The organism is Bacillus sp. JK62, from assembly GCF_053663455.1.
The window spans coordinates 23,732-45,170 of record NZ_JBSJQA010000007.1 but is presented as its reverse complement, the minus strand read 5'-3'; the positions used below and the strand labels follow the sequence as shown (position 1 = coordinate 45,170).

18 protein-coding genes and 1 pseudogene are annotated in these 21,439 nt (G+C 48.7%); 16 read left to right on the top strand and 3 right to left on the bottom strand.

What is annotated here, in order from left to right:
* The first annotated feature begins 40 nt into the window (after positions 1 to 40).
* The 8 genes and pseudogenes from ACWJJ4_RS17055 (at position 41) to cyoE (ending at position 8,857) form a co-directional block, all read left to right on the top strand.
* Positions 41 to 802 carry a MurR/RpiR family transcriptional regulator gene (locus ACWJJ4_RS17055; protein ID WP_077721947.1) on the top strand — a complete coding sequence of 254 codons (762 nt, stop codon included), beginning with the start codon at positions 41 to 43 and terminating at the stop codon, positions 800 to 802.
* A gap of 16 nt (positions 803 to 818) precedes the next feature.
* A complete protein-coding gene (locus tag ACWJJ4_RS17050) occupies positions 819 to 2,405 on the top strand; it encodes an alpha-glucoside-specific PTS transporter subunit IIBC (RefSeq protein ID WP_015388532.1) in 1,587 nt (528 codons plus the stop codon).
* A gap of 137 nt (positions 2,406 to 2,542) precedes the next feature.
* Positions 2,543 to 4,276, top strand: a complete 1,734-nt coding sequence (locus tag ACWJJ4_RS17045) for an ABC transporter ATP-binding protein (protein WP_317461783.1) — start codon at positions 2,543 to 2,545, stop codon at positions 4,274 to 4,276.
* On the top strand, positions 4,257 to 6,074 hold the full coding sequence (locus ACWJJ4_RS17040) for an ABC transporter ATP-binding protein (RefSeq protein ID WP_094247147.1): 1,818 nt from the start codon (positions 4,257 to 4,259) through the stop codon (positions 6,072 to 6,074). The genes ACWJJ4_RS17045 and ACWJJ4_RS17040 overlap by 20 nt, the downstream gene beginning before the upstream one ends.
* Positions 6,075 to 6,240: 166 nt before the next feature.
* On the top strand, positions 6,241 to 6,645 hold the full coding sequence (locus tag ACWJJ4_RS17035) for a DoxX family protein (RefSeq protein WP_014304646.1): 405 nt from the start codon (positions 6,241 to 6,243) through the stop codon (positions 6,643 to 6,645).
* A gap of 16 nt (positions 6,646 to 6,661) precedes the next feature.
* A complete protein-coding gene (locus ACWJJ4_RS17030; protein WP_094247146.1) occupies positions 6,662 to 7,519 on the top strand; it encodes a VOC family protein in 858 nt (285 codons plus the stop codon).
* A 78-nt stretch (positions 7,520 to 7,597) separates the two neighbouring features.
* Positions 7,598 to 7,666 (top strand): annotated as a pseudogene (locus ACWJJ4_RS17025) (hypothetical protein); the annotation flags it as partial.
* A gap of 243 nt (positions 7,667 to 7,909) precedes the next feature.
* Positions 7,910 to 8,857: a heme o synthase gene (gene cyoE, locus ACWJJ4_RS17020; RefSeq protein ID WP_070081515.1), complete on the top strand. Its 948-nt coding sequence runs from the start codon at positions 7,910 to 7,912 to the stop codon at positions 8,855 to 8,857.
* 37 nt (positions 8,858 to 8,894) lie between these two features.
* Here cyoE and ACWJJ4_RS17015 read toward each other — a convergent pair whose 3' ends face one another.
* On the bottom strand, positions 8,895 to 9,446 hold the full coding sequence (locus ACWJJ4_RS17015; RefSeq protein WP_012117104.1) for a PadR family transcriptional regulator: 552 nt from the start codon (positions 9,444 to 9,446) through the stop codon (positions 8,895 to 8,897).
* Between the two features lie 232 nt (positions 9,447 to 9,678).
* Here ACWJJ4_RS17015 and ACWJJ4_RS17010 point away from each other — a divergent pair, with 232 nt between their 5' ends.
* The 5 genes from ACWJJ4_RS17010 to bstA all read left to right on the top strand — a co-directional run bounded on the left by ACWJJ4_RS17010 (position 9,679) and on the right by bstA (position 14,891).
* Entirely contained in the window at positions 9,679 to 10,281 is a 603-nt protein-coding gene (locus tag ACWJJ4_RS17010) for an NAD(P)H-dependent oxidoreductase (RefSeq protein ID WP_070081516.1), read from the top strand.
* Positions 10,272 to 11,360 carry an acyltransferase family protein gene (locus ACWJJ4_RS17005; RefSeq protein ID WP_003155518.1) on the top strand — a complete coding sequence of 363 codons (1,089 nt, stop codon included), beginning with the start codon at positions 10,272 to 10,274 and terminating at the stop codon, positions 11,358 to 11,360. Before ACWJJ4_RS17010 ends, ACWJJ4_RS17005 begins: the two co-directional genes overlap by 10 nt.
* Before the next feature lie 256 nt (positions 11,361 to 11,616).
* Complete coding sequence (locus ACWJJ4_RS17000; RefSeq protein WP_094247145.1) at positions 11,617 to 14,028, top strand: PEP/pyruvate-binding domain-containing protein; 2,412 nt, start codon at positions 11,617 to 11,619, stop codon at positions 14,026 to 14,028.
* Between the two features lie 22 nt (positions 14,029 to 14,050).
* Positions 14,051 to 14,323, top strand: a complete 273-nt coding sequence (locus ACWJJ4_RS16995) for a ribonuclease inhibitor Barstar (protein WP_094247144.1) — start codon at positions 14,051 to 14,053, stop codon at positions 14,321 to 14,323.
* 25 nt (positions 14,324 to 14,348) lie between these two features.
* The gene (gene bstA / locus ACWJJ4_RS16990; protein WP_454021825.1) at positions 14,349 to 14,891 is read left to right on the top strand and encodes a bacillithiol transferase BstA; all 543 of its coding nucleotides are present in this window, start codon (positions 14,349 to 14,351) and stop codon (positions 14,889 to 14,891) included.
* Here the strand turns inward: bstA and ACWJJ4_RS16985 are convergent.
* Together ACWJJ4_RS16985 and ACWJJ4_RS16980 are read right to left on the bottom strand one after the other, a co-directional pair.
* The gene (locus tag ACWJJ4_RS16985) at positions 14,851 to 16,443 is read right to left on the bottom strand and encodes an MFS transporter (protein WP_094247142.1); all 1,593 of its coding nucleotides are present in this window, start codon (positions 16,441 to 16,443) and stop codon (positions 14,851 to 14,853) included. The genes bstA and ACWJJ4_RS16985 overlap by 41 nt on opposite strands.
* A gap of 107 nt (positions 16,444 to 16,550) precedes the next feature.
* Positions 16,551 to 17,033 carry a MarR family transcriptional regulator gene (locus ACWJJ4_RS16980; RefSeq protein ID WP_003155512.1) on the bottom strand — a complete coding sequence of 161 codons (483 nt, stop codon included), beginning with the start codon at positions 17,031 to 17,033 and terminating at the stop codon, positions 16,551 to 16,553.
* Positions 17,034 to 17,201: 168 nt separating this feature from the next.
* On the opposite strand from ACWJJ4_RS16980, the gene mprF reads away from it, so the two are divergent.
* From mprF to ACWJJ4_RS16965, 3 genes are all read left to right on the top strand, one after another.
* Entirely contained in the window at positions 17,202 to 19,772 is a 2,571-nt protein-coding gene (mprF, locus tag ACWJJ4_RS16975) for a bifunctional lysylphosphatidylglycerol flippase/synthetase MprF (RefSeq protein ID WP_044052966.1), read from the top strand.
* A 92-nt stretch (positions 19,773 to 19,864) separates the two neighbouring features.
* The gene (locus ACWJJ4_RS16970; RefSeq protein WP_146283706.1) at positions 19,865 to 20,749 is read left to right on the top strand and encodes a PhzF family phenazine biosynthesis isomerase; all 885 of its coding nucleotides are present in this window, start codon (positions 19,865 to 19,867) and stop codon (positions 20,747 to 20,749) included.
* A gap of 76 nt (positions 20,750 to 20,825) precedes the next feature.
* Positions 20,826 to 21,410 carry a nitroreductase family protein gene (locus tag ACWJJ4_RS16965; RefSeq protein WP_094247140.1) on the top strand — a complete coding sequence of 195 codons (585 nt, stop codon included), beginning with the start codon at positions 20,826 to 20,828 and terminating at the stop codon, positions 21,408 to 21,410.
* The last annotated feature ends 29 nt before the right edge of the window (positions 21,411 to 21,439 follow it).

The following is a 21,439-nucleotide window of genomic DNA, read 5'->3' as shown; positions in this document are numbered from 1 at the left end:
TTATTCTATATAATAGAAAGAAAACGGGGGGATTTTTGGGATGAGTCTTGAAGAACTGGTTAATCAGCATTACGCGAAATTAAATGACAACGATTTTTATATTTTAAAATATATATTGAATCATAAGCATACGTGCTACCATCTCGGTATCAATGACATGGCGAAAGCCTGCAATGTCTCTCGGTCTTCCATCCTGCGGCTCGCCCAAAAACTGGGCTTCAGCGGCTATAGTGAATTCCGTGTTTTTCTGAAATGGGAGGATCAGCCTGAAGAGGGCGAGAATATGACGTTTGAAAAGCTGCTGGATGATATTGAAGCCAATGTAAAATACGTGAAGTCAAAAGATATGACGGAGATGTGCCGGCTGATAGATGAAGCAAAACGGATTTTCGTTTACGGATCGGGGACGGCTCAGAGGGTGTGCGCCCGTGAGCTGCAGCGGATGTTTGTATCCCGGCGGAAGTATCTGATTTTAATTCAGGACATCACAGAGTTTGATATTATGTGTGATGATTTTAAGGTTGATGACGTATTCATCATTATTTCTTTATCAGGCGAAACACCCGAATTAATTCCGCAGGTAAGGACCCTGTCCGCAAAGGGAGTTCCGTTTATTTCAATCACCAATCTGAAAAACAACGTACTGGCGCAAACGACGCCGTATAATCTTTATGCGACCAGCAAGCCGGTGACGTTAAGCGATAAAACGGAAATTGTCGCATTTGCCCCGTTTTTTCTGGTGGGCGAATCGTTATTCCGTGCATATGTTGATTATAAAGAGCTTGAAAATTTTGATGAATAGCGGGAGGTCACGTGAAATGATGCAAAAAGTCCAGCGCTTCGGCAGCGCGATGTTTGTGCCTGTTTTGTTATTTGCATTTTCCGGTATTATTGTCGGTCTGAGCACGCTGTTTAAAAATAAAACGCTGATGGGGCCGCTGGCTGATCCTGACGGGCTTTGGTATCAATGCTGGTACGTCATTGAACAGGGCGGCTGGACCGTCTTTAATCAGATGCCGCTCCTGTTTGCGATCGGCATCCCTGTCGCCTTAGCGAAAAAAGCGCAGGCGCGGGCTTGTTTGGAAGCGCTTACAGTTTATCTGACATTCAATTACTTTATCAATGCGATTCTAACGGTTTGGGGCGGGGCTTTTCATGTCGATATGACTCAGGAAGCCGGCGGAACGAGCGGGCTGACGATGATCGCCGGCATCAAAACGCTTGATACGAATATTATCGGCGCCATCTTTATTTCATCTATTGTCGTGTATTTGCACAATCGTTATTTTGATAAAAAACTGCCGGATTTTCTGGGGATTTTTCAAGGCTCTTCATACATCGTAATCATTTCTTTCTTCATTATGATACCGATTTCACTTGCGGTGGCATACGTATGGCCGATGGTTCAGTCCGGAATCGGCTCGCTGCAAAGTTTTCTCGTTTCTTCCGGGGCGATCGGCGTGTGGATTTACACATTCCTGGAGCGGATTTTAATTCCGACCGGCCTGCATCATTTTATTTACTCGCCGTTTATTTACGGTCCGGCTGTGGCTGAAGGCGGTATCGTCACCTATTGGGCCCAGCATCTCGGGGAATACTCTCAAAGCGTCAAACCGCTGAAAGAATTGTTCCCGCAGGGGGGCTTCGCGCTTCACGGCAACTCGAAAATCTTCGGTATACCGGGGATCGCGCTCGCTTTTTACGCCACGGCTTCAAAGGAAAAGAAAAAAATCGTCGCCGGCCTTTTGATCCCGGTCACCTTGACGTCCATTGTCGCAGGGATTACAGAGCCGATTGAATTTACATTCCTTTTTATCTCGCCGTTTTTATTTGCGGTTCATGCTTTGCTTGCCGCTTCCATGGCAACCGTCATGTATATGGCCGGCGTCGTCGGAAATATGGGAGGCGGTTTGATCGAAGCTGCGACCTTGAACTGGATCCCGCTGGCGTCAAGCCACGGCTTGACGTATGTATACCAGATCATCATCGGGCTGTGTTTTACCGCTGTTTACTTTTTCGTCTTCCGTTTCCTCATTCTCAAATTCAACATCGCCACACCGGGCAGAGAAAAAGAGGAAGGGCAGGAAACAAAGCTTTATTCGAAAAAGGAGTACAGAGAACGGAAGCAGGCTTCAAAAGAAACGGCTGCGGCAGACGAAACACAGCGGGATACAGCCGCTTTGTATATTGAAGCGCTGGGCGGAAAGGACAATATTACGGAGGTCACCAATTGCGCCACCCGTCTACGCGTCACTGTCGCTGATGAATCAAAGGTCAAAAGTGACGCCGATTTCAGAGAGCTGGGAGCCCACGGCGTCGTCAGAAAAGGCAGGGCGCTTCAGGTCATTGTCGGATTAGGCGTTCCGCAAATGCGGGAGCGCATTGAACAGCAATTGGATCAATAAGGTCAAAACCTTCCCCTCCCCGGGAAGGTTTTATCTTTTTCGCAGATTATTAAAAAAACGGCACACCAAATTTCTTTATTCATTTGCCGGAAAGGCATAAAATAATAATATTGAACAAAGGATTTGGAGGCTTACACATGTCAAAGGCTTTATCATATGTAAAACCGTATTCCCTTTTGGCGGGAATCGCTCTGTTTTTCATGCTCATCGAGCTTACGGTAGAGCTGATACAGCCCCTGCTGATCGGGAAAATCATTGACGAAGGAATTTTAAAGCAGGATCTCGGTACGGTTTGGCTGTGGGGCGGTGTGATGATCGGAATGACCGCTGTTTCATTCGCATCGGGAATTTTAAATTCATTCTACTCCGCCCACATCAGCCAGACCTATGCGTATGATACGCGAAAAGGGCTTTTTCAAAAAATCCAGTCCTTCTCTTATTCGACGTTTGCGCAATTCTCATCTACGTCGTTTATCACCAGGCTGACAAACGATGTGACGCAGGTCCAGAATATGCTTTTCATGAGTCTCCGGTTTATGCTTCGTGCGCCGTTAATGATCGCGGGCGGCATTATTCTCTCGCTGACCGTCAATGTGAAACTCGGGTTTTTTCTGCTGATCACGGTGCCGATTTTGCTTTTGTTTTTGCTGTGGGTGCTGAAAAGAGGCGGCGCGCTGTTTCGGTCCGTGCAAAAGCGGCTTGATCAGGTCAACACGATCATGCAGGAAAACCTGACGGCGATCAAACTGATTAAAGCGCTCCTCCGTGCAAACCACGAAGTGAAACGTTTTTTGAAATCGAATACGAAGCTGATGGAAAAAACGGTTTCCGCTTTTCGTCTCGTGGAAGCGGCGATGCCGATTTTAATGCTGCTGATGAACAGCTGCATTTTGTTTATCTTATGGTTCGGCGCCAAAAGCATTGCTCAGGGCGGAGCGCAGGTCGGCGATGTCGTTTCCGTCATTAACTATGCGACGCGGATTACAGGCGCGCTGTCCGTCCTGCCATTTCTCATTATGGTATTTTCCCGGGCGAAGGCTTCCGGAGAAAGAATCGGCGAGGTGCTGGAAACAGAAGGCGGCGAGGGAACGGGGCACGACCCGGCACGGGCGCTTGCAGGCGGGATTGAGTTTCGCGAAGTGTCCTTCCGCTATCCGGACATGGAAAAAGACGCGCTGCATCACGTGTCCTTTTCTGCCAGCCCGAGAGAAACGGTTGCCATTATGGGCGCGACAGGTTCAGGGAAATCAACGCTTTTTCAGCTGATTCCGCGCCTGTACACGGCTGATTCGGGCAGTATTTTCATAGACGGCAAACCGATCGGTGAATTCTCCGCTTGCGGGCTGCGCAGGGAAATCGGCTATGTGCCGCAGGAAGTGCTTCTGTTTTCGGGCACAATCCGTGAAAATATCGCCTGGGGACGGGAGGATGCTTCACTAGATGAAGTAATGGAAGCGGCCAAAGACGCGCAAATCCATGACACGATTATGAAACTGTCAAACGGATACGACACGGTGCTGGGACAGCGGGGCGTCAATTTGTCAGGCGGGCAGAAGCAGCGGATTTCCATCGCGCGCGCTTTTATCAGAAAGCCGTCCCTCCTGCTGTTAGATGACAGTACGAGCGCGCTCGATCTTCAAACGGAAGCGAAGCTTTTACAAGCCATCAGATCCTATGAATGCACGACACTGCTTATTACGCAGAAAATAACGACCGCGATGAAGGCTGACACCATCTTATTGCTTGAAGACGGCGAACTGCTGGCAAAAGGCACGCACAAAGAGCTGATGGCACAGTCTCATCTGTACCGGCAGATTTATGAATCACAATTCGGAAAGGAGGGAGCTGACAGTGGAGAAAGACATTCGTAAACCTTTCCGATATCCGAAAATACCGCTCAAACCAAATGAAGGCGGCAGAAAACGCGCGAAAGCAAAAGATACAAAAGGCACGCTGCGCAGAATCTGGTCGTATGTAGCCGAGAAAAAAGGGCTTTTAACCCTTGTGATCATCATGGTAGTCATAAGCGCCATATTCGGCCTGCTCGGACCGTTCGTCATCGGGAAAGCAATTGATCATTTTATCGTCGGACGGACGACGGACGGATTGGCGGGGGTGCTGTTCTTGCTGTTTGGGATTTACCTCGTGCAATCATTGTCCTTATGGTTTCAAAACTATTGGATGATCAATATTTCGCAAAGCACCGTGTTTAAAATGCGGAGCGAACTGTTCACCCATCTGCATGAGCTGCCGATACCGTTTTTTGATAAACAGCGCCTCGGCGACTTGATGAGCCGGGTTACCAATGATATCGAAAATGTCAGCTCCACTTTAAATACATCCGTCATTCAAGTGCTGTCGAGCGTCATTACATTCGTCGGCACAATCGCCGTCATGCTGTACATGAGTCCGCTTTTAACATTGATCACGCTTTTGATTATTCCGATCATGCTTTTGAGCATTAAATGGATCACCAACCGGACGGGACTCCTGTTTAAGCAGCAGCAGAAAAACCTCGGCGAGCTGAACGGTTTTATTGAAGAGTCGATATCAGGAGCGAAGGTCATTAAAGCCTATTCGAGGGAAGACCGCGTCATGGAGCAATTTTTAGAAAAAAACGCGGCGTTACAATCATCAGGGTTTTGGGCGCAGACAATTTCGGGATTCATTCCGAAAGTCATGAACTCTTTAAACAATTTAAGCTTTACGATTATAGCGGCGGTCGGCGGGCTGTTTGCGCTGAAGGGGTGGATTTCGATCGGTTCCATCGTCGTATTCGCAGAATACTCGCGGCAGTTCACGCGCCCTTTAAATGATTTAGCCAATCAGTTCAATACGATGTTATCGGCCATCGCCGGGGCTGAACGGGTGTTTGACGTGCTGGATGAAAAAGAGGAGCGGGAAGATGAAGAGCATGCGACGCACCAGCCGATCAAAACGGGAGAGATTGAATTCCGAGATGTCTCCTTCGGCTATCAGGAAGACAGCCTGATCTTAAAACATCTGTCCTTCAGCGTTCCGAAAGGACAGTCAATCGCCTTCGTCGGACCGACCGGAGCGGGTAAAACGACCGTTACGAGCCTGATCGCCCGCTTTTACGAGCCGAATAACGGGAAAATCCTCATCGACGGAACGGACATCAAAAAACTGACGAGATCCAGTCTGAGAAAAAACATGGGGTTTGTCCTGCAGGATTCCTTTCTCTTTCAGGGCACCATCAGGGAAAATATCCGTTACGGCCGTCTGGATGCATCTGACCAAGAGGTGGAGGCAGCCGCAAGAGCCGCCAATGCCCACGGATTCATCGAACGGCTCCCGAAAGGCTACGATACCGTCCTTACCCAAAACGGCGCGGGCATCAGCCAAGGACAAAAACAGCTTATTTCCATCGCGAGAGCTGTGCTGGCGGACCCTGTGCTGCTCATTTTGGATGAAGCGACGAGCAACATTGATACGGTGACGGAAGTGAAAATACAAGAAGCGCTCGGCCGTTTAATGGCGGGCAGAACAAGCGTCATCATCGCTCACAGGCTGAATACGATTCAAAAAGCCGATCAGATTCTTGTGCTGAAAGACGGCGAAATGGCTGAAAAAGGAACCCATGCCGAATTGCTCAGCCAGAACGGGTTTTACCGGGAATTATATGAAAGCCAGTTCCGGGAATCATAGATAGGGAAAAAGACCTCCGACAGAGTGCGGAGGTCTTTTTTTGCGAAGACAAATAGTACTTTTAAGTTATTTTCGTTAAATGTAACAAAATTACTTGACGTAAATAAGTTATGTATATATACTAGCTTACATAAAGTAAGTGATAATAATTTTCAAGGAGGATTTTATGAATAAATCATTCGAAACAGGAACACTGCTTTTAAGGGTTGTAACAGGTATTATCTTTTTTGTTCACGGTTTATCCAAGTTTCAAGGGTTGGAAGGAACTACGCAATTTTTCCAGAGCATCGGGCTTCCGGCCTTTATGGTCTACGTCATCGCGACGATTGAGCTTGTCGGCGGGGTTCTGATCTTTTTCGGTTTGGCGACGCGCATAATCGGCGTTCTGTTTGCCCTCACATTAGTCGGCGCCATCTTCACGGCGAAGCTTTCCTCACCATTTATGGGCGGATCGGAATTTGATTTCATCTTACTGGTTGCGTCAATTCACTTAGCGCTTTCAGGAAGCCGACTGCTTTCATTGGATCAGCTCCTTTTCAAATCAAAAAAGGGAGAAACTTTTTCAGCATAAGAAAGAAGGCGTTCAAATGACCGGCATTCATCAAGATACGGCAATCGGTTATGTCAAATTGACCATTAAAAATATGGAACGGTCGCTCGGCTTTTATCGGAATGTCATCGGCCTTCAAGTCATCTCGCAGACAGATCGTTCTGCAGAACTGTCAGCAGACGGAAAACGCGTCCTGCTGGTGCTTGAAGAAAATCCGAGCGCCGTCGTTCTGCCGGAGCGGTCTGTCACCGGCCTTTACCATTTCGCGATACTTCTGCCTGACCGGAAAGAACTCGGCATCGCATTGGCCAGGCTGATTGAAAACGGCATCGCGCTCGGGCAGGGGGATCACGCAGTCAGTGAGGCTCTTTACCTGTCTGATCCGGACGGCAACGGCATTGAAATATACGCCGATCGTCCCCGCAGCACGTGGCGCCGGGATGCAGAGGGCAATTACGTCATGCAAACGGCGCCCGTCGATGTGGATGGGCTTTTGGAAGAAGCCGGAGCTGAACGGAAAAGCCGTCTCCCGGAAGGAACCGTAATCGGTCACATCCATCTTCATGTGACGGATTTACAGGAAGCCAAAGCGTTTTACACCGATATCCTCGGTTTTGACATTGTCGGCAATTACGCGGGCATGTCCGCTCTGTTTGTTTCAGCGGGAGGGTATCACCATCACATCGGTCTGAATATATGGGCCGGAAAACATGCGCCGCCGAAACCGGGAAATGCAAGCGGGCTGGATTATTACACCATCGCGCTGCCGCATCAAAAAGAGCTGTCACGTGTGACAAAAGCGCTGACCGATGCCGGCTTTGAGATCGAAGAAAAAGAAGAGGGCGTATTCGTCAAAGACCCTGTATCAGGGGCGGATATCGCATTTACACTGTAAGAAACAACCCTTGCCGTCTAACCGGCAAGGGTTTTTATTTTTCCGAAGTTTTCTTGGGAAGGCTCGGGAAAGAAGAACGTCGATTTGCAATATACACACGGCTTTTGTGTGACTGAAGAGAGCGAACATCTCAGTGAGGCGCAAAAATGATGCGTGGAGCCCGCCATCGCCTGCCCGGGCTCAGGGCATCCGCTGGATTGAAAATGGTGTCCGTTCGGCGGATCAGGGAGCAGTATGGGCAGACTTTGAATAGAAAAAGGGAAAAGCCGCATCCGGTCACAAGATGCGGCTTTTCATATACAATTTACAATTGTGTGAAAAATGCCCAAAATAAATTGTGCTTCCTGATTCTTCCTGATATGATAAGCCGAAAAAGGAGAACCTCAACAAATGAATTCAAATGCAGCACAGACGGAACAGTCTATGAAGCATAACGGAAACCGGATGACGGTCAAGGACTTTATCATTCTTGCCAAACCGGGGATTATCATCTCAAATTCACTCGCCGCATTAGGCGGATTTTGGATCGCGTGGCTTCAGTCGGAAAGGACGGGCGGAGGGCCCGGTATATTTGCCGCCATGGCGGTTGCCATGATCGGAACGGCGTTAGTCATGGCGTCAAGCACTGTTTTTAATAACTTCTTTGACCGCGGCATGGACGCAAAGATGGCGCGAACCCGCACCCGCGCCAGCGTCACGGGAAAAATACCGCCGACGGTCATGATCCTGTACGGCACATGTCTCGGCGCATGCGGATTCATCATGCTTGCTTCGCTTAATGTACTGACCGCCGTTCTTGGCCTGCTTGCATTTTTGCTGTATGCCGTCGTTTATACGCTTTGGTTTAAAAGACAATCCGTCTGGAGCACATTTGTCGGCAGCTTTCCCGGGGCGGCTCCGCCTTTAATCGGTTATTGCGCGCTGGCCGGGTACATTGATATGCCCGCGATTTTGTTATTCGCGATTATGTTTTTGTGGCAGCCGCCGCATTTCTGGGCGATCGGAATCAGGCGAAAGGAAGAGTATCGTGCCGCCGGCATTCCGCTTTTGCCGATCATAAAAGGCAATCGCGTCACAAAAATAAAAATGCTGCGCTATATCGCCGTTCTGACTGCGGTTTCGCTGCTCGTTCCTCTTTATATAGACGTCAGCCCGTTTTATACCGCAACCGCTCTCCTGCTCGGGGCCATCTGGCTGTACCGGAGCGTCAAAGGCTTTCAGGCGGCGGATGACACGCAATGGTCGAAGGGGATGTTTTTTTATTCGATTGTTTATTTCAGTCTGCTTTTTCTTATTTTAATGGCTGATTCGTTTATCAATGCGGTTCTCAGAACGTAAACAGGCGGCCTGCAGATACAGAGCCGCCCCGTTTTGTTTATGCTTTTTTGATGAGAGCCAAAATATCTTCAAGCCAGGAAATATAATTCCGTTCCCGCTCAAGCGCTTTTGTCAGCACGAGATAATGGCCGAAATCAGGAGAAGAAAATGAATCCGCCTCCGCGGACGATGTCATCAGTTCTTGATAACTGTTTTCCAGATCGGACAATTTCTCCTTCCGTTTTACGAGCTGATCGGTGAATAGCTCATCAGCTTCTTCCTGCGTCAAAGCTGAGATGAAATAAGCCTTCAGCATAAATTCATCCTTCACCGTTTCCGGAATCGGGTCTTTTTTCGTCAGCCAGGCAGCAAGCTCCAGCTCTCCCTTGTCAGTCAGCGTGTACATTTTTTTCTCAAGCTTCGTTCCTTGAATCGCAGTGCGAAACGTAATAAATCCCTCAGCCGTCAGTTTTTTTAATTCCGGATAAATCTGGCTGTGCTTTGCGCTCCAAAACTGGCCGAGCTCTTCCTTAAAATAGCTCGATATATCATATCCGCTCAATTCGCCTTTTCGCAAAAGCCCTAAAATCGCGTACTTTAAAATTCTCATGTTGTCCTCCAAGCCCATTCATTTGACAGCTAGTATACCATACGGCCGCTTAAAAACGCAGAAGCGCCGGATGCTTGTCATTGAATCCGCGGCGGCAAAATCAGCAAAATATGCAGAAAGGGGTTATCGAAACGGCAGCAGAACTGGAAAAAGCCTTTCTCGTGTCTTTGCCTCATTCATATGACATCATGATATAATCATTGTAAAAATTAATAAATACTGGGAGGGACATATGAAGACGGTGATTGTGTATGCAAACCCGGATGAGAACAGTTTCAATGCGGCTCTCGTAAAATACGTCGCCATGGCTTTAAAGGACAGCGGCCAAAGCTATACGGTCATTGATTTATACGCCGATCAATTTGATCCCGTGCTGAAGTACGGCGGCGAAAAAAAGCGCTCTGACATGAACCGGGACACTGAAACGAAGAAATACCGGAAACTGATGAAAGAAGCGGATCATCTCATTTTCATCTACCCGCTGTGGTGGGGAGGCGTTCCGGCGATTATGAAAGGCTTTTTTGACAGAGTGCTTGTCGCCGGAGAAGCCTACACATATGAAAACGGCCGCGTAAAAGGACTGCTCCGGGCAGAGACGGCACAGGTCTTTTATACGGCGGACTCCCCGGGCTGGTACTTAAAGTGGTTCCGGAAAAACTCGGACTGGATTACGCTGAAAAAAGGCATTCTGCAATTTTGCGGCATTCAAAAAGCCGAGCGGAACCTTTTTTCTGTCGTCAGAACGAGCACACCCGAACTGCGGGAAAAATGGCTGCGCCAAGCATACGCCAAAGTCCGGCGCGCTTGTGAAAAAGGAGCGGCCGCATGCAGATAAAAGAAATTTTCGTAATTCGCTGCCTGTCCTGTTTAAGTGTCGTTCTGCTTCACGCAGTTTCAATGGTGCTGATGATTCAGGAAGAGTCCTTAGCCAGTGCCGCCCATACGGTTGATGCGTTTCGGACCCTGTTGATGTTCAGCACGCCGGCGTTTATCTTTATTTCGGAATTTCTGCTTGCCAGGTCATACCCGAAAGGCGTTCCAGCGGGTTTTTTAAAGAAAAGGGGCAAAGTCATTTTCGTGCCGTTTCTGTTTATTGCCGCGGTGGATGCCATTTTAATGAAAAGCGTGGCGGAAGAAGGAGCCGGATTCGTTTCAGTGATCGGTAAATTTTTAGAAAATGTGTTTTTAGGAAACTTCATCGGCTACTTCATTCTTGTGATCTTTCAATTTTACATTCTCCATATGCTGCTGCACCGCTGGCTGAACAACACATCCCCAGTATGGGTGCTGTCTGTTTCGTTTATCATCAACGCCGTCTATCTGGCTTACTTTTCGATCTTTCATCCGCCGGCATCATCGGGGCTTGATTCTATTTTTCCGTTCTTTTGGGTTCCGTTTCCGGGCTGGGTGTTTTATTTCTGTCTGGCATTTTATTGCGGAAAGGAATATCCGCGTTTTTTATCGCTCATCAATCAGTACCGTTATGCGGTTTACTTCAGTGCGGCCGTATCGGCAATATTGATTGTGGCCGTTTCATATATCAGCGGCGGCTCCATTTCCTCTAAGCGTCCGGATATTATGATTTACGCGGTCAGTATGATCTTTCTGTGTTTTCATCTGTTTTCAAAGCTCAAAAAAGTGCCCGCGATTGTGATGATGATCAGCAACTATTCGTTTTCAATCTATCTGCTGCACTCCTACTTTTTAATCAGCGGATATCTTCTGGAAGGCTATTTGCGGTCAATGCCTTTAGCGGCTGCCATTCTTCTTTTATTTTTGATCTGCACGCTCGGTCCCATTTTCGTATCGTGGGGGTGCAACCATTTCAGATACGGATACCTGTTTGTCGGGAAAGTGTATCAGCCGAAGCAGACCAAAAGAAATACGGCGGCGCATCAAGGCCGCACAGTCTGAAAAAAAGGCGGCGCTTCGGCCGCCTTTTTGATACGGGTCCGCTTTATCCGGCACGAGGACGGATAGTTGTACATCCTGCAAACAAAGCCCCCGCCTGCGGCTGTTTTGACGGATGCATTTATGACAAAATAACGCCATTGATTTTCTCCCTTGTGAAGACCGATATATTGTATACTTGTAGGAAATACTTTCAAAAAAAGTGAAAAAGAGAAAAACTGTGAGCTTGGATGAACGACTAAAAAGGAGCGGGGACATTATGAATGACTGTGTCAAAACATTCGGAGAACTTCCGGCCGAACTTTATTCCTTTGCGGGAGGAAAAGGAAGCATTCTCTCTAAAATGTATCAAAGCGGGTATCCTGTGCCTGAAGGGTTTGTGATTTTGCCGTCAGCCTTTCAGGACGGACAGCTCCGCCATCAGGCGAGAGAGGCTGTTGATCAATATGTGAATTCCATCCGCAGCCGCCATGCATCTGCGTTGTTTGCCGTACGCTCATCCGCGCTGAGCGAGGATTCCGCTCAGGCTTCCTTTGCCGGAGAATTCGATACGGTGTTGAATGTCAAAACAGATCAAGACATGTCCAGGGCGATTGATGAAGTCCGCCGGTCGGTACAGTCAGAAAGAGTAAAAGCGTACAGCGCCGTTCAGGGAATGGAAGATGAGCATGAAATCGCAATCGTCATCCAGCTGATGATACCGTCTGAGATATCCGGAGTGCTGTTTACCGCAGATCCGATTACGGGGAGCAGGCGGGAGATGACAGGCAATTACGTCTACGGTCTCGGGGAGCAGCTCGTTTCCGGGGAAGCCGATGCCTATTCTTTTAAACTGGCACGGCCCAAGAAAAAATATGACGGCCCCGGGGAATTTCGCAAATATGCGTCAAAGCTCTATAAACTGGCGAAAAAGCTGGAAAAAGATCTTGGAGGGCCGCAGGATATTGAATGGGCCGCCGCGGGCGGGACATTGTATATTCTTCAATCCCGCCCGATTACGACCTTACAAGCCGGAAATCTGGAAACCTATGAATGGAACGATTCTTTCAGCGGTGATTTTTTATGGACAAACACAAATATAGGAGAAGCGATTCCCGATGTGATGACGCCGCTGACATGGTCGCTCCTCCGGAATCTGGATGAAGAGTCGGGCATCATTCCGGGCTATTATGTCTGGTCCGGCAATATTTGCGGCAGAGCCTATAACAATATGAGCCAGCCTCTTTCCGTTCTCGCCGCTTTCGGTCTGAATCCGAAAGGCGGAAAAATTGGAAAAATGATGAGCGATACATTGGGAGAAATCCCGGCGGAAATGAAGATTCCTTTATATCCGTTCTCAAAGTATGAACTTTTGAAGATCATCCCGAAAAAACTGAAACCGTATCTGTCGAAAATGAAGCAAGCGAAAAAAAACATGTCCTCCTACTTGGACGAATCGCCGGAGTGGTGCCGGAATATTGAGGAAAAGCTGAAACGCGCCGAAACGGAGCGGGCATTATTAGCGATATGGAACAATGAGATCTATCCGTATTTATGCAACGCGTGGTTTGCGTTAATATCCGGCGGGCGTGATTCTGCGCAATCCTCTTCGTCGTTAACCTCTCAATTAACAAAACTCGCAGGCATAGAAGATGCGAATCTCCTGCTTTCCAATCTGAGGGGAAAAGGCGGACTGGCCAGCCTGGAGCCGATTATCGGCATTGATCAAGTCATGAAAGGCCGTATGAGCGAGGAAGAATATCTCAGGAACCAAGGCCACCGTGGTCCGCATGAATACGAACTTTCCATACCGCATCCGGGAGAAAACCGGGATTGGCTGACGAAGCAGATCAAAGAACACAAGGAGTCGGGTATTGATGCCGAACAACTGCTTTTGAAACAGCAGCGGGCGCATGAACAGGCCTTCCGAAGATTTGAAAAAAAGTTTCCTCATAAGGTCAAATGGCTCAAAGCCAAAATGGAAAAAGCGTCAGAATACGCGAATATGAGAGAAACAACCAGATCCGAATTTGTCAGGGTGTACCGGACAGCCAGAGCATTCGCGCTCAGAGCGGCGGAAATGACCGGCATGAAGAACGATATTTTCTTCCTGTATCTGCATGAAATAACCGATCTGCTCGCGGGGAAAGAGCCGGCGGTTGCATCGATTCAAGCGAGAAAGCAAAACTATGAAACCTATAAAAAACTGCCGCCGTTCCCATCCGTTATTAACGGAAGATTCAATCCGTTTAAATGGGCTGAGGATCCTGACAAAAGAGCGGATTATTACGATGCTTTTATGCCTGCGGAAACGGATGATGCGCATACTTTAAAAGGTTTCGCGGGAGCGGCCGGGAGAGTGGAGGGCATTGTCCGTGTCCTTGATGCTCCGGAAGACGGTGATTCTTTTGCGGCGGGGGAAATTTTAGTGACGTCGACAACCAATGTAGGCTGGACCCCGCTTTTTCCAAGAGCGGCTGCTATCATAACGGACGTCGGCGCCCCTTTGTCCCACGCGGCGATCGTCGCCCGGGAACTGGGGATTCCTGCCGTTGTCGGGTGCGGAAATGCAACGTCAAAACTGAAAACGGGGGACAGGGTGGCCGTTGACGGCGGGCAAGGCATCGTCCAGCTGGAACCGCGGCAGACTCCGGTCACTTCTGAAGAGGAAAATGGTAAACTGATAGAATAGAATCAAGAGAAAGGAGCCGCGCATGAATAAAGCAGTTATTAACGGGGAGCAAATCAGAAGTATGAGCGACCTGCACCAGACATTGAAAAAGGAACTTGCCCTTCCTGAATACTACGGTGAAAACCTTGACGCTTTATGGGATTGTCTGACCGGCTGGGTGGAATATCCCCTCGTTTTAGAATGGAGACAGTTTGAACAAAGCAAGGAGCTTACAGAAAATGGCGCCGAGAGTGTGCTTCAGGTCTTTCGTGAAGCGAAAGCGGAAGGCTGCGACATCACCATCATACTTTCATAATACGATCAGCGGGAGAGAGACAAAAATGGAAAAACAAACCCTCAGCTATCCGATTGGAGAATATCAGCCGGCTGAATCGATTTCGTCCGGACAGAAACAAGAATGGATCAATGCGCTGGAACACGCTCCGGCCAAACTGAAACAAGCTGTCAGAGCGATGTCGGACAGTCAGCTTGATACGCCGTACCGCGAAGGGGGATGGACTGTCCGCCAAGTGGTTCACCATCTGGCGGACAGCCACATGAACGGCTATACCCGGTTTAAATTGAGCTTAACGGAGAATGAACCGGAAATCCGTCCTTATGATGAAAAAGGCTGGGCCGATCTTCATGATTCCAAAACCGCCGCTTGCGGGGATGCGCTTGAGCTGTTAACAATCCTGCACAGAAGATGGGCCGCTCTTTTGCGCTCCATGACGGAAGCCCAATTCAAACGGACGTACTTCCATCCTGTATCTAAAGAGACGGTTACGCTGGAACAGGCGCTCGGGCTATATGTCTGGCACTCTGAACAACACATCGCCCATATTACTGAGCTTTCCCGGCGGATGGGCTGGCATCTGTCTTAGAGGATGCCGGCTTCCGGAAAAACGCCAAAACAGCCGCAGACACGATCGTGCATAATGAAATGACGGCGGCTGCCGTATAAAGATGGTGGTAGCCGCTGGAAATGCCCGCTTCAATCGCATCAGAAACCGCTTTTTTGACGGCGGGAACGGGGATTCGGCTTACCTGCTCCTGCAACGAAGAAAGTTCGCCGCCAATATCGGGCGTTTGCGCCTGATCAGCGGGAATGCCGCTTTTCATTAAGCGGTTTTTAATGTCCTCTCCGATCCGGTCAAAGCCCGCTGTAATGAAGCCGGCATATAAAGCCGGAGCGAGCGTCAGCCCGACCTGCCTTACGAGTGACAGCGTGCCGAGCGCTGTTCCTTTGTTTTGGCCCGCCGTTTCTGATACAAGCACATTCAGCGGAGCCCCGAGCAGAAATCCGAAACCGATCCCCGCAATGACACTCGCCGTGACAAATTCCCATTTATCCGTCACCCATAACGGAAACAGGCTGAATCCGGCAAAGGCGATGGCGCCTGATACAGCCGCGGAGAAGACCGGCCCTTTTTTATCCGTGACCGCCCCGCCGAGCCACGCTCCGATGCCTGACGCCAACGCAAGCGGCGTCATCCAATAACCCGCTTTCTCCGCCGATACGTGCAAATATTGCTCCGCATAAGAAGGAATAAAAATGACCGCAGCGAGCAGCCCTCCCGATAAAAATCCGATGACGAGCGTCCATTGAAACACTTTATTTTGCAGCAGCGAGTAGGCGAGAATCGGATCGCCCCCCCGGTTTTCAACCCGCTTTTCGACCTTAAGCAGCACCAGAAAGAGAAGTGCCGCTCCCAAAAGATAGCCGTACACCTTTACGTCCATTATGCTTTCTGACAGCTTCGCCCCATTGAGATTCGTGATACCGATCATACAAGATAAGATCGCAAGAGACAGCAGCATTGTCCCGGCGAGATCAAGCCGTTTCGCCTCAGGCTCTTTCGTTTCAGCGATAAACAAACCGCCGCACACAACCAAAGCGGCGGCAATCGGCAGGTTAATCAAGAACAGCCAATGCCACGACCCGGTTACATCAAGCAAAAAGCTCCCGATATTCGGTCCGAGGACGGCCGCCATACCGTTCATCGCCCCTAAAAGCCCGAGAGCTTTCCCCTGTTTCTCCTTCGGAAGCACGGCCAGCACATGCGAACTCCCGATTATAAAAATTCCGCCGCCGCCAAGCGCCTGAATGAGCCGTGCCGCCAAAAACATCGGGAAGCTCTGACTGAGTGCGACAAGCAAAGAGCCGAGTCCGAACAGGCCGACTTCCATCATAAACAGTTTTTTCCGCCCGTATCGGTCCGACAGCTTGCCGACAATCGGCACACTGACACTGAGTCCCAATGTGTAAAGGGTCACTCCCCACGATCCCCATGAAGGAGAAACATCAAAAGAGCTGTTAATCGTCGTCAGAGCAGCGGAAATAATTCCGTTGTCCAGCGCCGCCATGAACACACCGATCGTAAAAAGAGTGATGGCCCGGCTCTGGTTTTTTTCTGTTTGCAATGGATCCGGCATACTGATCAATCCTTCCGTTTTAATTCACTTCGAATATATTATTCACTTAGAGTGAATTAAATGTCAAACAAAAAAAGGCCGCCGATACCGGCAGGCCTTTATCATCTCTATGCCTGTTTGGAAGAATCAAGCGCTCTTGCCAAAATGGCAAGCCCTTGATTGACCGTTTGTTTTTCTTCAGCGGTCAGCGTTTCCAATGAACGCTTCAATTTCACATGTCCTTTTTGATAAAGGCTGCGGAATATATCTTTTGCGTTTTCTGTTAATTGAACGACGACTGAACGGCGGTCTTCTTCTGACGGAGCGCGTGTAATGAAACATGATTTTTCTAAACGGTCAAGCAGCCCCGTCGTATTTGAAAGGGAAGCGCCCATTTTCTCTGCTATGTCACTCACCTTAAGAGTTCCGTGGTTGTTCAGAAGCATCAGCACCTTCATTTGCGGCATGCTCATATCCAGTTTCATCCACTCCGACACATCGCCGAGTCCCGCCGATGTCATCACTTTCATGTACAGCACCCAAATATCCCGTTCCTCAGGAGAAAAAATATCGCCGCCTAATACCGTTGTATCATGCAGATTATAATCCATCGTCTCACTTCCTCATTCATACTCCTGCATACCATATTACTGATTTTAATCAGAGAAAGAAAGTTGCAGACGAGTTTTGTTTGAATGTGAGGTGGTAGTGTATAATATGTTGGAGATTATTGGGGGAATTATAATAAATAAGCTATTTTATGATGATTGGAGAGAACATTGCTGACTAAAAAGAATGCCTTATCGATATTAAAAGTATTATTTCCTATTGCAGTTTTGCTTTTAGTCATTTATCAGTCCAAAAAGGAATTGACAGACCTTTCTTTTAAACGAACGCTGTACATTATTAACGGGATTGAGCGTTACGATTTATTTATTCTCGTTCTGCTCGGTCTCCTTGCCGTCAGCGCGATGTCCTTTTATGACTTTGTGCTGAAACGGACGCTTCGCCTCGACATTCCGAATTGGAAAGTATTCAGGGTCTCCTTTATCGCCAATTCCTTTAACAATGTCCTTGGATTCGGCGGTCTGGCGGGCGTCGGGCTGCGGACGATGCTTTACAAAGAGCATACGAATGACGTAAAACGCCTCGTCGCAGGCATCGCCTGGCTTACGTCCTCAGCGCTGCTCGGGCTGTCCGTCTTCAGTATCCTGACCATTGCCCGCATTCTGCCGGTCGGAGAGATTACAGGTGAGAAACCGTGGCTGTGGGCTGTTATCGCCGGAGTGGCGCTTATTGTGCCGGCAGCCTTAATCGCCGCTTGGATCAACAATAAAAAAGCTGGCGCAGAAGACGGTGAAGCAAAACCGAGGCATCCGGTTTTTTCTTACATCGGGGCATCGTTTGCCGAATGGTTTGCGGCGGCCGTCGTCATGTATTATTCCCTGTATGTCATGGGGATTCACGCGGATGTCCGCCATGTATTCGGTGTATTTGCCATTGCTGCTATCGGGGGAATCATCAGCCTTGTGCCGGGAGGATTCGGTTCGTTTGACCTTCTGTTTCTGCTCGGCATGCAGAATATGGGCTTTCCGCAGGAGGCGGTTGTGACATCCATCGTTATCTACCGGATTGTGTATTCATTTATTCCGTTTGTGTTCGGGCTGTTCTTTGCGGCCGGCGATTTAACGGAAAATACGCTTAAACGGCTGGAATCAAATCCGAAGATGGCGCCCGCCGTGGAAACGACGAACGTGCTTCTCGTATTCCAGCGCGCCATCTTAATCAGAGTGCTTTACGGTTCGCTGTCGCTTTTGGTTTTCATGGCGGGAGTCGTTGTGCTTGCGTCCGTCGCCCTGCCGATTGACAGGGAGACGGTCATCCCGCATATTCCGCGCCCGGCGCTCCTTGCGTTTAACGCGTTATCGTTAAGCGCGGCTTTGATTCTTTTAATCTTGCCGATTGAATTATACAAACGGACGAAACGTTCTTATTCAATGGCGGTTGCCGCGCTGGTCGGCGGTTTTGTGTTCAGTTTCTTAAAAGGATTGAACATCAGCGCGATCTTTATTCTGCCTGTCGTCATCGTATTGCTGGTGCTGTTAAAGCGGCAGTTTATCAGAGAGCAGGCATCGTATACGCTCGGCCAGATGATTTTTGCCGCCGCTCTGTTTATTATCGCCTTGTTTAACTACAATCTCATTGCCGGCTTTATCTGGGATAAAATGAATCGGCTGCTGCGCCACGATTATTTCGTCCATAACAATTCGCACATTACATATGCCACGATGACGGCCATTATTGTTGTGCCGCTGTTTTTCCTGTTGTTTACGGTCTTTTATCATAAAAGATCGAAGCCGATCGGAGAAAAGGCCGATCCTGAACGGCTGAAGTCCTTTTTGGCGGAAGAAGGCGGAAACGCCCTCAGCCATCTCGGCTTTCTCGGGGATAAGCGGTTTTATTTCTCAAGCGACGGCAAAGCGCTTTTATTGTTCGGCCAGATTTCCAGAAGGCTTGTCGTGCTCGGTGATCCGTCAGGACAGAGAGACTCTTTTCCGCTTGTGATTGAGGAATTTCTGAATGAAGCGCATAAGCAGGGGCTGAGTGTCATGTTTTATCAGATCGAACGTGAAGATCTGGCGCTGTACCATGACTTCGGCTATAACTTCTTCAAGCTCGGAGAAGAGGCGTTCGTGGATATGGAAGCATTTACGCTGTCAGGTAAGAAAAAAGCGGGGCTGCGGGCGATTAACAACAAATTTGACCGCGAAGGCTACACATTTCATGTCGGGGAACCGCCGTTTTCCTCCGAGTTTATCGCCAAGCTGAAAGACATATCGGACGAATGGCTCGGACCGAAAAAAGAGAAAGGTTTTTCTCTCGGTTTCTTCGACCGGGATTATCTGGAACAGGCGCCGATTGCTTACGTGAAAGACGCGGAAGGGGAGATCATCGCTTTTGCCAACCTGATGCCGATGTATCAGGAAGGCGAGATATCAGTCGACTTGATGCGTTATCGGAAAAGCGCGCCGAACGGTATTATGGACGCGCTTTTCATCCGTCTGTTTCTCTGGGCGCAGGAAAAAGGCTATACCACCTTTAATATGGGCATGGCGCCTTTGTCAAACGTAGGAACGGCTTTTACATCTTTCTGGTCGGAAAGAATCGCGGCCGTCATTTTCAACAACGTCCGGTATATGTACAGCTTCAGCGGGCTGCGGGCCTTTAAAGAAAAATACAAACCGGAGTGGCGCGGGAAATACTTGGCGTACCGCAAAAACAGATCGCTGTCCGTCACGATGATTCTCGTCACCCGCCTGATCGGAAAAACCAAAAAAAGACGCCGTTAAAAGGCGTCTTTTTTTGAAGAATTAACTAAAAATTCTAATTTTACTCTGTTATACTGAATAACATGATCATAAGGTGAAAGGAAGGCTGATGAATGAAACAGGCAACCGTGTTTAAATATGAAGCGTTTACCGATATTCCTGATTTGGGAAATCCCGCGGGAATCGTCTTTAACGGAGATGATTATTCAGATGAAGAGATGCAGATGATCGCCGAAATGGCAGGGTACAATGAAACCTCATTTCTCTGCAAAAGCGGAGAAGCCGATCTGCGCATCCGCTATTTTACACCCGGCCACGAAATGAATTTATGCGGACATGCTACCGTCGCCTCTCTTTACGCATTAATTGAAAAGGGAAGGCTTCAGGCTGATCAGACATATCAAATTGAGACAAAAGCCGGCATTCTTCCCGCAAAAGCCGCTGAACGAAACGGCCGGGTATACATCACGCTCAAACAGGCACCCCCGCAATTTCTGCCGTTTACGGGCGACAAAGAAAAGCTTGCGGCCTCGCTCGGGATTACGGCTGAGGATTTTCACAGCGAGCTGCCGATTGTTTACGGATCAACGGGGATCTGGACACTGATTGTTCCGCTGAGATCACTTAAAGCATCACGGAATATGGTGCCTGACAACGCACAATTCCCCGCTGTTTTGCGCGATCTTCCGAAAGCGAGCGTTCATCCGTTTTCTCTGGAAACCGTTCATTCGGAAAGTGATCTGCACGGCCGTCATTTTTCTTCCCCTTTCTCCGGAACGACCGAAGATCCCGTCACGGGAACCGCTTCAGGCGTCATGGCAGCCTATATGCGGCAATACGGAGGCTCTGAAGCCGAATGCCTCACGATCGAACAAGGCCAGGAAATCGGGAAAGACGGAAAAGTGGAAATCAGGATTACAGAAGATAACGAAAAGATGAACATCGAGATGACGGGAACGGCCGTGTATGCCGAATCAATCAATTTTCAGCTTCCGTAACGGTTTACAAAAGACGGTCGTATCCGTTATATTATAAATGATAATCATTTTCAATTGAATAGGAAGGTGAATCCGCATGCCGAAAACCGAACAATTACAGCAAAACGAAAGTCTTACACATACAATCAGAAACAGAAGATCCATCCGGTCGTTTAAACCGGAAACCGTACCTTCTGAAGTCATATTAGATATGCTTGAAACGGCCGTTTACGCGCCGAACCACAGACTGACGGAGCCATGGCGTTTTATCTACGCAGCAAGCGAAGCGGGAAAAGCAAAGCTTGCGGACAGCTACGTCTCATTTTTCAAAAAAATAAAAGATGATTTCAACGAGGAAAAAGAGCGGAACATGAGAAAAAACCTCAGCGCCGTTCCGGGATTTTTGCTGGTCGTCTTAAAAGAAGATGAAAATGAATTTACGAGAAACGATGATTTCGCGGCGCTGAGCGGCATGATTCAAAACCTTCAGCTTCTCGCACATGAAAACGGCATCGGCATGGTCTGGAAAAGCGGCCGCATCATGTATGACAAACAGGTTCACCAAGACTTCGGCCTTGCAGACAATGAGCGCTTCGCCGCCATCATTCAAACGGGCTATCCGGATGAACAGCCTAAGGCGAAAGAACGGACGCCGGCAAAGAGCCTGTTTACCGAGTTGTAAAAAAATCCCCGTCTCCATACAGAGGCGGG